The sequence below is a fragment of the Variovorax sp. GW460-12-1-14-LB1 genome (assembly GCF_059423605.1).
In genome coordinates, this window is record NZ_JBWKYF010000126.1 from 1 (window position 1) to 9,923 (window position 9,923).

Sequence of the window (9,923 nt, forward strand, 5' to 3'; positions counted from 1 at the left end):
TCGGCGGGGGGGAGGGAGGAAGGTAGGGCACTCACCGGAAACATTCTAAAAGCGGCGCCCGAGCAGGGCGGTTGGCGGTGTATTTGGCGCGCTTATACCGATCCTCAACCGATCTCATTGGCTTTGGCGAAGGCGAAAACCTAAGCTCCCCTTCGCCAACGTATTCGCACAACAAGAACGCACCGGAGACACCCAATACACCGCCATGGCCCACCGCCATGCCGCGCAGGGGGCCGCCGCGCGCGTTCGCCGACCACCCTGAAAGCCGACGCCATGACGACACCCCGCCCCCTGCGCTCCGCCGCCTGGTTCAACAACCCCGAACACAGCGAACTCTCGGTTCTGCACCTGGCCTGGTTCCTGAACTACGGCCTCACCCGCGAAGAGCTGCAATCGGGCAAGCCGATCATCGGCATCGCGCAAAGCGGCTCCGACCTCACGCCCTGCAACCGCCACCACCGCGAGCTGTCGCTGCGCGTGCGCGAAGGCATCCGCGAGATGGGCGGCATCGCGATGGAATTCCCGATGCACCCGATCCAGGAGAACGGCCGCCGCCCCACGGCCGCGCTCGACCGCAACCTGGCCTACCTGGGGCTCGTCGAGATCCTCACCGGCTACCCGATCGACGGCGTGGTGCTGACCACCGGCTGCGACAAGACCACGCCTGCCGCGCTGATGGCCGCGGCCACCGCCAACATCCCCGCCATCGTGCTGTCGGGCGGCCCCATGCTCAACGGCTGGCACGAAGGCCAGCGCACCGGCACCGGCACCACGCTGTTCAAGGCGCGCGAGCTGTTCGCCAAGGGCAGCATCGACTTCCCCGGCTACATCGACCTCGTGGGCTCCACCGTGCCCTCGGCCGGCCACTGCAACGTGATGGGCACGGCCTCGACCATGAACGCGCTGGCCGAAGCGCTGGGCATGAGCCTGCCCGGCTGCGCGGCCATTCCCGCGCCGTACCGCGAGCGCGGCCAGATGGCCTACGAAACGGGCCGGCGCATCGTCGACATGGTGCGCGAAGACCTCAAGCCCTCCGACATCCTCACGCGCTCGGCCTTCGAGAACGCGATCGTCGTCAACTCGGCCATCGGCGGCTCGACCAACGCGCCCATCCACCTCATCGCCATCGCCAAGCACGCGGGCGTGGAGCTGAACATCCAGGACTGGGAAACGGTCGGCCTCGACGTGCCGCTGCTGCTCGACATGCAGCCCGCCGGCAAGTACCTCGGCGAGGAGTTCTACCGCGCGGGCGGCGTGCCCGCGGTGGTCGCCGAGCTGCACCGCCACGGCCTGATCCGCACCGACGCGCGCACCGTCAACGGCCACACCCTGGCCGTCAACTGCGCCGACGCGCCCGTGAAAGACGCCGACGTGATCCGCCCCTTCGATCAGCCGCTGCGCGAGAACGCCGGCTTCCTCGTGATGTCGGGCAACCTGTTCGACAGCGCGATCATGAAGACCAGCGTGATCTCCGACGAGTTCCGCGCGCGCTACCTCAGCAAGGCCGGCGACCTCGACGCCTTCGTGGGCCGCGCCATCGTGTTCGACGGCCCGGAAGATTTCGAAGCCCGCATCGAAGACCCGTCGCTGGACATCGACGCGAGCTGCATCCTGTTCATGCGCGGAGTCGGCCCCATCGGGCACCCGGGCTCGTCGGAAGTGGTCAACATGCGCGCGCCCTCGCACCTGCTCAAGAGCGGCGTGTCGGCCTTGCCCTGCATCGGCGACGGCCGGCAGTCGGGCACCTCGGGCTCGCCGTCGATCCTCAACGCCTCGCCCGAAGCCGCTGCGGGCGCCGGCCTGGCGCTGCTGCAGACCGGCGACAAGGTGCGCGTGGATCTGAAGGAGCGCACCGTCAACATGCTCGTCGACGACGCGGTGCTGCAAGCGCGCGCCCGCGAGCTCGAAGCGAAGGGCGGCTACCCGATTCCCGCGAGCCAGACGCCATGGCAGGAGATCCAGCGCGCGATGGTGGACACGCTGTCCGAAGGCATGGTGCTGAAGCCGGCGACCAAATACCAGCGCGTGGCGCAGACGGCCGGCATTCCGCGTCGGAATCACTGAGGACTGTTGTTCAGGGCGACGCTCCCGCCGACGGGGAGCCTTGCTCCGCGAATGTCCCCCGGCCTGCGGCCTCCTCCTTGGTTTTCGCTGCGCAAGGCACCCCATCGACGTGAGCGTGTTCAGAGCACGTGTGGATCGGCCCGCACAACGACCGCGCCCATCGTGCTCAGGACACTGGGTGCTTCCCGCAGCGAAATCAAGGAGGAGGGGCGAAGCCCCGGGGGACATTCGCGGAGGGAAGTACCCGGTGGCCTGAGCACACGCCCTGAATGAACCCGCACCCAGAATTTTTTAAATCAGAAGAGAAGGAGTCAGATATGAAGTGGATGAGCGTTCAAACGCCGCAGGGCCCCCGCGTGGGCTACATCAAGGATGGCGCACTGCAGCCCGTCGATGCGGCCCGCCTGCAGGACATCGTCGAAGGCCAGCCCTGGCGCGACGCAGGCCAGCCGATCCCGCTCGCCGACGTCAAGCCCACGCTGCCGTTCGCACCGAGAAACATCATCTGCATCGGCGCCAACTACCGCGACCACTGCATCGAGACCGGCCTGGCCATCCCCGAGAAGCCCGTCGTGTTCGCGAAGTTCAGCAACACGCTGGCCGCTGACGGCGACGCGATCACCTGGCCCGAAGGCTTCACCGAGAAGGTCGACTGGGAAGCCGAACTCGGCGTCGTCATCGGTAAGCGTGCACAGGGCGTGAGCGAGGCCGAAGCGCTCTCGCATGTGTTCGGCTACGTCGCCGCCAACGACGTGAGCGCGCGCGACGTGCAGCTGGGCGAGGCGCAATGGGTGCGCGGCAAGTCGCTCGACGGCTTCTGCCCGCTCGCGCCCACCGTCGTCACGCGCGACGAAGTGGCCGACGTGCAATCGCTGGGCATCCGCTGCCTCGTCAACGGCGAGGCCGTGCAGTCGTCCAACACCAGCGAAATGATCTTCTCGGTCGCGTTCCTCGTGGCGTACCTCTCGCGCGCCATCACGCTGGAGCCCGGCGACCTGATCCTCACCGGCACGCCCGCCGGCGTCGGGCTGGGCCTGAAGCCGCCACGCTTCCTGAAGCGCGGCGATGTGGTCTCGGTCGAGATCGACGGATTGGGTTCGGTGACGAACCCCGTCCACGGCGCGGTCGCACGCGGCTAGCCTCCACGGCTTTCAGACAGACATACCTATTCAGGAGACAACAACAATGACAACCACGAGTCCCTACGGCGAACTGGTCACAGGCGCCATCCACAAGGCGCGCTGGCGCCTGCTGCCCATGCTCATCGTCATGTACATCATGTCGATCCTCGACCGCGTGAACGTCGGCTTCGCCAAGCAGGCGCTGCAGATCGACACCGGCCTGAGCAACAGCGCCTTCGCGCTTGGCGCCGGCATCTTCTTCGTGAGCTACGCGATCTTCGAAGTGCCCAGCAACGTGATCCTGTCGCGCGTCGGCCCGCGCATCTGGCTGTGCCGGATCATGGTCACCTGGGGGCTCGTGGCCTCGGCCATGATGTTCGCCACCACCGAGACCTCCTTCTACGTGCTGCGCTTCCTGCTCGGCATCGCGGAAGCGGGCTTCTACCCCGGCGTGCTGCTCACGCTGACCTACTGGTTTCCCGCGAAGGTGCGTGCACAGGCCAACGGCATTTTGCTGTTCGGCTTTGCGGGCGCGCTCGTCATCGGCGGGCCGATCTCCGGTGCGCTGCTCGACATGAACGGCATCGGCGGCCTCAAGGGCTGGGAGTGGATGTTCCTCATCGAGGGCTTGATGGCCGTGGTGGTGGGCATCGTGGCCTTCTTCGTCATCGTCGACCGGCCGCACAACGCGCCCTGGCTCACGACTGCGCAGCAGAACGCGCTGCAGGCCGTGCTCGACCAGGAAGCGGCAGAAAAGTCGGCCGACAGCCCGCAGACCGTGTGGCAGACGCTGTGCAATCCGCGGGTCATGTTCTTTGCGCTGAACTTCTTCATCGTGCAGATCGCCGCCTACGGCCTCATCTTCTATCTCCCGACCCAGGTGGGGCAGATCCTGGGCCAGAAGATCGGCCTGCTGGTCGGCTTCGTCACCAGCATCCCGTGGCTGCTGGCGCTGTTCGTCGTGTACTTCGTCACGCGCTGGTCCGACCGTCACCACGACCGCCGCCGCGTCACCGTGGCCACGCTCTACACGATCTTCGGCGTGTGCGTGTGCCTGTCGGCGCACGGCTCGCCGATCTTCGCGATCGCGGCGCTGTCGATCGGTGCGTCGACCTACCTGTCGGGCACGCCGATCTTCTATGCCTTCCTGTCGGAGCGGCTGTCGGGCCTGGGCATTGCCACGGGCATTGCGCTGGTCAATTCCATCGGCAACCTGGGCGGCTTCGTGGCGCCCAACCTGCGGACCTATGTGGAGCAGAACCACGGCGGCTCGGCCGCGGGGCTGTACACGCTGGGCAGCGCGGCGCTGCTGGCCGCGCTGATGCTGGCGCTCATGCCCAAGGGCTGGCGCGTGGCGAAGAAGAGTGGGGCGGCGGCAGCGCCGGCGGCCGTGCTCGACGGCCGGGCACGCGCCTAGTCGTTCAGAAGGCCTGTCGCCAGACGCGCGACAGGGCCTGCCATGCGCAGTCGACTTCCGGCCGCTTGAGCGCGCCGGCGAGGCAGACAAAGCGCAGGTCGCAGCCGATGCTCACCCGGTCGGCAATGACCAGGCCGTCGCGCTGGCTGGCCTGCAGTGCCAGTGCATCGCGCGCCAGTGAAATGCCCACGCCGGCGCGCACCAGCGCCAGCATCGACATCTCCTGGTCGGCCTGCGCGGCTTTCTTCAGCACCAGCTTGTGGGCCTGCAGCACCGGCGCCAGCAACCGCGAATGCGACGAGGTCGCCGGTGCCAGCACCCACGGCAGGTACGCCAGCTCGGGCCAGTCGCGGCCCAGCACCTGGGGCGCCCAGCCGCTCGGGCCGATCACCTGGTAGTTGAAGCGCGCCAGCACCTGCGAATGGAATAGCTCGCCGTCGTGGCGCCGTGACGCGGCGCTGGCCTGCGGCAGGTCGGTGGCCTCGGGGTCGCCGAGGTAGAAGCCGATGTCGAGTTCCTTGTTGAGCAGTTGGGCGAGCACGTCGCCGCTCGTGCCCTGGTGCAGCTCGGTCTCCAGCTCGGGCGCCAGCGCCACCAGTTCGGTGAGAAAGGGGCTGAGCCGCGTGAAGTCGGGGTCGAGGATGGTGCCGATGCGCAGCGAGCCGCGCACGCCGCCCTTGAGCCGCTCGGCGGCCACCGCGAAATCGTTCAGGCTCTCGAGTGCATGTTCGGCATGGTTGAGCAGCGCCGCGCCGTCGCGCGTGAGCAGCAGGCCGGTGGGCGTGCGCTGGAACAGCTCCAGCTCGACCAGCGCGCCCAGTTCCTTGAGCTGCAGGCTCACGGCCGGCTGCGTGAGGAACAGGCGCTGCGCGCCGCGCGACACCGAGCCCTCGCGGGCCACGGCCACGAAGGCCTGCAGGAGCCGGGGCTCGATCTTCTTCATGCCGCGCCGGGGAAAGGCTGCAGCTGCTTGTACATGACGAAGGCGTCCACGAAGCCCAGCTGCGGATGCCTGAATGCGCCCGGCAGCGTGCCGACGATGGCGAAGCCCATGTGCTGCCACAGCCGCACCGCGCGCTCGTTGGTGGAGACGACGAAGTTGAACTGCATCGCCAGGAAGCCCATGCGCAGGGCCTGCTGCTGCGAGTGTTCGCACAGCGCCGAGGCCACGCCCAGGCCGCGCGCCGCCTCGGACACCACATACCCGCAGTTGCTCACGTGCGCGCCCTGGCCGGGCTGGTTGGGGCGGATCACATAGGTGCCGAGCACGGCGCCTTCGTCGTTGCAGGCCACGAAGGTCAGGGTGGGCACCTTCATCCACGAATGGCGGGCCTGTTCTTCCGTGACCTCGGGCGGGTAGGTGTAGGTGTCGCCGCGGCGGAACGTCGGTTCGAGAACGGCCCAGAGGGCGGGCCAGTCGGTATCGAGGGCTTCGCGGATCTGGATCATGGGGTGATTCGGAAAAGGTGCGACATGCCAACAAGGATAATCCGCGCCCATGGAAATCATCAGCTTTCTCGTCGACTTCATCCTTCACGTCGACAAACACCTCGAGGCCTTCGTGGTCGCCTATGGCCCCTGGGTCTACGCGCTGCTGTTCCTGATCGTGTTCGTCGAAACCGGCGCGGTGGTCATGCCGTTCCTGCCGGGCGACTCGCTGCTCTTCATCGTCGGCGCGCTGTGCGGCGTGGGGCTCATGAGCTTTCCGCTGGCCTGCGGCATCCTGATCGCGGCGGCCATCCTGGGCGACCAGTGCAACTACTCGATCGGGCGCTACTTCGGGCCCAAGGTGTTCCAGTGGGAGAACTCGCGCTTCTTCAACCGCAAGGCCTTCGACCAGGCCCACAGCTTCTACGAACGCTACGGCGGCATCACCATCGTGCTGGCGCGCTTCATGCCGTTCATTCGCACCTTCGCGCCCTTCGTGGCCGGCGTGGCCGAGATGAACCGCGCGAAGTTCACGGCCTACAACGTGGGCGGTGCGCTCATCTGGGTGCTGGGCATTGCCACCGCGGGCTACTTCTTCGGCAACCTGCCGTTCGTGCGCCAGCACCTGGACAAGATCATTTGGGCACTGATCTTCGTGCCCGGCCTGCTGGCCATCTTCGGCGCGTGGCGCGCCTCGAAGGCCGAGAAGGCGCGGGCGGCGGCCTCGCAGGCCTGAGCCGCGCTCGGCCCACCCCAGAAAAAAACGCGCCGGAGGGCGCGTTTTTTTCGTTGAGGGTTGGAAGGATCAATCAGTAGCGCGGCCCGTTGTCCGGGTAGTAGCCACTGCCGCGCGGGTAGCGTTGCTGGTTGTAGTAGTTGCGCTCGTCGACGTTGCGGCCCACCTGGTTGCCGATGATGCCGCCGATGGCCGCGCCGCCGAGCGTGCTGCCCGTGTTGCCGCCGATCGCATGGCCCACCGCCGCGCCGCCGAGTGCGCCAATGCCGGTGCCGAGGTTCTGGTTCGGACCGCTCGCACAACCTGCCAGCGTCATGACCGAAGTGGCAGCTGCAGCGGCGATCCAGAGACGTGTCTTCAACATGAGGTCCACCTTTCGAGAGTGATGGCTCATCATGGTCAAAAGTATGCATTTCGCGGTGTAGGAGCCTGCCGCGCTTGCCTGTGCGCAGGGGCGCGTGTTGCGGAACGCAACGCCTGAAAGCACGTGTGGCTAGGGGGTGCGCGGCTTCGGCGCCTTCTTCTTCGGGGCTTCCAGCGCGCCCGACGACGCGGCCCGCAGGATGCGGCGGAAGGTGGGGCATTCCATGTGGCTGGGCGCGGGGCAGACCGCCGCATGCCGCAGGCCGTCGCGCATCGCCGTGAGCTGGCGGATCGTGCGATCGAGGTCCTGCGCCTTGTCCGCGAGCACCTGCCGGTCGATGCGCGGTTTGCCTTCGGGCGAGAACATGTGGCCGATTTCCTCCAGCGAGAAACCGGCGGCGCGCCCCAGCGCGATGAGCGCCAGCCGCTCCAGCACCTCGGGCGCGAACACGCGGCGCAGGCCGTGCCGGCCGGTCGAGGCGATCAGCCCTTTTTCTTCATAGAAGCGCAGCGTCGAGGCGGGAACGCCGGCGCGTTGCGCGACTTCCGAAATGTCCATGTGCCGGCCCCCTCTTGACTTCAAGTCGACTTGAATTGGCACAGTCTAGCTCTCGCCGCTTGAAGGCATCTGAAGGAAAACGATCATGGACGACACATCTCCCGCCAATGCCGAGCAGGCCGCCCTGTGGAACGGCCACGCCGGCAGCGCCTGGGTCCGGACGCAGGCCGTGCTCGACGCGATGTTCCAGCCGCTCGAAGCGCGGCTGAGCGACGCGGTGCGCGCCGTGGGCGCCCGCCGCGTGCTCGACGTGGGTTGCGGCACCGGCCGCACGACGCTCGCCGTGGCGCGGCAACTCGGCCCGACCGGGCAGTGCCTCGGCGTCGATATCTCGGCACCGATGATCGAGGCGGCGAAGGCCCGCGCCGCGCGCGAGGTGCTCCCATCGGCCCGCTTCGTCTGCGCCGACGTGCAGGGCCACGCCTTCGAGCCGGCCGCGTTCGACACGGTGATCTCGCGCCTGGGCGTGATGTTCTTCGACGACCCGGTGCGGGCTTTCGCGAACCTGCGGCATGCCGCGACGGAGGGCGCGGCCCTGCGCTGCATCGCCTGGCGCGGCGGGGCCGACAACCCGTTCATGACCACGGCCGAACGTGCCGCCGCGCCGCTGCTGCCCGGCCTGCCGCCGCGCCAGCCGAACGCACCGGGCCAGTTCGCGTTCGCTGACCGCGCGCGGGTCGCGGGCATCCTCGCGGCGAGCGGATGGGGCGAGGTCGACATCCAGCCCTTCGAGGTCGAATGCGCGTTCCCCGCGACGGCGCTGGCCGACTACTTCACGCGGCTCGGGCCGGTCGGCCTGGTCCTGCAGGGGGTGGATGACGCAACGCGCGCGCAGGTCGTCGAGACGCTGCATGCCGCCTTTGCGCCCTATGTGCAGGGCGACGACGTGCGCTTTGTCGCGGCCTGCTGGATGATCGCGGCGCGCGCGCCGGTGCGGGAGCGTGGCCATGTCTGAAGCGGCTGAATGCGCGCTGCGCACGCTGTGGATCGGCGCCGGCGCGACCGTGGTGATGGACCTGTGGGCCGTGCTGCGCCAGCGCCTGTTCGGCATTCCCTCGCTGGACTACGCGCTCGTGGGCCGCTGGCTCGTGCACCTGACGCGCGGGCGCTTCTTTCACGACCCCATCGGCAAGTCGCCGCGCGTGGCGGGCGAGGGCGTCATCGGGTGGACCGCGCACTACCTGCTCGGCATCGCATTCGCGGCCGTGCTGCTCGCGGGCTGGGGATTGGAATGGGCCCGCCAACCAACGATAGGCCCGGCGCTGATCGTCGGTATCGGCACCGTGCTCCTGCCGTTCTGCGTGATGCAACCCGCGATGGGTGCGGGCTTCGCGGCGCGGCGCACGCCGCGCCCTGCGATGGCGCGGTTCCAGAGCGTGATCACGCACGGCGTCTTCGGCGTCGGCCTTTATCTGGCCGCGTGGGTTGCCCGCGTGGCGGGCTTCTAGCCTAGAGCTGGCGGCTGCGCGCGAGCGGCGGGTTCTGCGCGAAGTAGCGCTGGATGCCGCGCATCAGCGCGTCGGCCAGGTTTTCCTGGTAGTCGGCGCGGCGCAGGTTGGCTTCTTCCTCGGGGTTGCTGATGAAGGCGGTCTCGACCAGCACGCTCGGGATGTCGGGCGCCTTCAGCACCGCGAAGCCGGCCTGCTCGACCTGCGCCTTGTGCAGCCGCGCACCGATGCCCTTGATCTCGCCGAGCATCGCGCCGCCGAGCTTCAGGCTGTCGTTGATCTGCGCGGTGGTGCTCATGTCGAGCAGCGCGCGCTGCACCTGCGCCTCGTGGTTGCCCACGTTCACGCCGCCGACCTTGTCGGCGTCGTTTTCCTTGTTGGCGAGCCAGCGCGCGGCGCTGCTGGAGGCGCCGCTCTGGCTCAGCGCGAACACGCTGGCGCCGCGCGCGGCGGGCGTGGTGAAGGCGTCGGCGTGGATGCTCACGAACAGGTCAGCCTGCACGCGCCGCGCCTTCTGCACGCGCACGCCCAGCGGCACGAAGAAGTCGGCGTCGCGCGTGAGAAAGGCGCGCATCGGGCTGCCGTTGACGCTGGCTGCGTTGATGCGGTCGCGCAGGCGGTGCGCCACCTGCAGCACGATGTCTTTCTCGCGCGTGCCGTTCGGGCCGATGGCGCCGGGGTCTTCGCCGCCGTGGCCGGGGTCGAGCGCCACGATGATGATGCGGTCGGTGCGGCTGGCCGTGGCGCGCGGCGGCGGGCCGGGCGGCGTCACGGGCCGGGCCGGGGG

General features: G+C 68.5%; 11 protein-coding genes. 6 read left to right on the forward strand and 5 right to left on the reverse strand.

Annotation, left to right across the window (positions count from 1 at the left end; all coding sequences use genetic code 11):
* Positions 1-273 precede the first annotated feature (273 nt).
* The 3 genes from AC07Y4_RS31915 (at position 274) to AC07Y4_RS31925 (ending at position 4,602) form a co-directional block, all read left to right on the forward strand.
* Positions 274-2,064 (forward strand): IlvD/Edd family dehydratase, encoded by a 1,791-nt coding sequence (locus tag AC07Y4_RS31915; RefSeq protein ID WP_495275624.1) that lies wholly within the window; start codon positions 274-276, stop codon positions 2,062-2,064.
* Between the two features lie 317 nt (positions 2,065-2,381).
* Positions 2,382-3,203: a fumarylacetoacetate hydrolase family protein gene (locus AC07Y4_RS31920; protein WP_495275625.1), complete on the forward strand. Its 822-nt coding sequence runs from the start codon at positions 2,382-2,384 to the stop codon at positions 3,201-3,203.
* Between the two features lie 46 nt (positions 3,204-3,249).
* Positions 3,250-4,602, forward strand: a complete 1,353-nt coding sequence (locus AC07Y4_RS31925; protein WP_070095029.1) for an MFS transporter — start codon at positions 3,250-3,252, stop codon at positions 4,600-4,602.
* 4 nt (positions 4,603-4,606) lie between these two features.
* On the opposite strand, the gene AC07Y4_RS31930 is transcribed toward AC07Y4_RS31925, so the two are convergent.
* Together AC07Y4_RS31930 and AC07Y4_RS31935 are read right to left on the reverse strand one after the other, a co-directional pair.
* Positions 4,607-5,545 (reverse strand): LysR family transcriptional regulator, encoded by a 939-nt coding sequence (locus AC07Y4_RS31930; protein ID WP_062478516.1) that lies wholly within the window; start codon positions 5,543-5,545, stop codon positions 4,607-4,609.
* Positions 5,542-6,051 carry a GNAT family N-acetyltransferase gene (locus AC07Y4_RS31935; RefSeq protein ID WP_495275626.1) on the reverse strand — a complete coding sequence of 170 codons (510 nt, stop codon included), beginning with the start codon at positions 6,049-6,051 and terminating at the stop codon, positions 5,542-5,544. The genes AC07Y4_RS31930 and AC07Y4_RS31935 overlap by 4 nt, the downstream gene beginning before the upstream one ends.
* 49 nt (positions 6,052-6,100) lie before the next feature.
* Between AC07Y4_RS31935 and AC07Y4_RS31940 the strand changes: the two genes are divergently transcribed.
* The gene (locus AC07Y4_RS31940) at positions 6,101-6,766 is read left to right on the forward strand and encodes a DedA family protein (protein ID WP_062478522.1); all 666 of its coding nucleotides are present in this window, start codon (positions 6,101-6,103) and stop codon (positions 6,764-6,766) included.
* 73 nt (positions 6,767-6,839) lie between these two features.
* Here AC07Y4_RS31940 and AC07Y4_RS31945 read toward each other — a convergent pair whose 3' ends face one another.
* Positions 6,840-7,130, reverse strand: a complete 291-nt coding sequence (locus tag AC07Y4_RS31945) for a YMGG-like glycine zipper-containing protein (RefSeq protein WP_223301444.1) — start codon at positions 7,128-7,130, stop codon at positions 6,840-6,842.
* A gap of 129 nt (positions 7,131-7,259) precedes the next feature.
* Positions 7,260-7,688 carry a helix-turn-helix domain-containing protein gene (locus AC07Y4_RS31950; RefSeq protein ID WP_159276157.1) on the reverse strand — a complete coding sequence of 143 codons (429 nt, stop codon included), beginning with the start codon at positions 7,686-7,688 and terminating at the stop codon, positions 7,260-7,262.
* Between the two features lie 85 nt (positions 7,689-7,773).
* Here AC07Y4_RS31950 and AC07Y4_RS31955 point away from each other — a divergent pair, with 85 nt between their 5' ends.
* Both AC07Y4_RS31955 and AC07Y4_RS31960 read left to right on the forward strand, forming a co-directional pair.
* Positions 7,774-8,643, forward strand: coding sequence for a class I SAM-dependent methyltransferase (locus tag AC07Y4_RS31955; protein ID WP_487848425.1), 870 nt, complete (start codon positions 7,774-7,776; stop codon positions 8,641-8,643).
* Entirely contained in the window at positions 8,636-9,136 is a 501-nt protein-coding gene (locus AC07Y4_RS31960) for a DUF2938 domain-containing protein (RefSeq protein WP_487848426.1), read from the forward strand. Before AC07Y4_RS31955 ends, AC07Y4_RS31960 begins: the two co-directional genes overlap by 8 nt.
* 1 nt (position 9,137) lies before the next feature.
* On the opposite strand, the gene AC07Y4_RS31965 is transcribed toward AC07Y4_RS31960, so the two are convergent.
* On the reverse strand, positions 9,138-9,923 hold a 786-nt coding region (locus tag AC07Y4_RS31965; RefSeq protein WP_495275627.1), incomplete at its 5' end, for an N-acetylmuramoyl-L-alanine amidase family protein.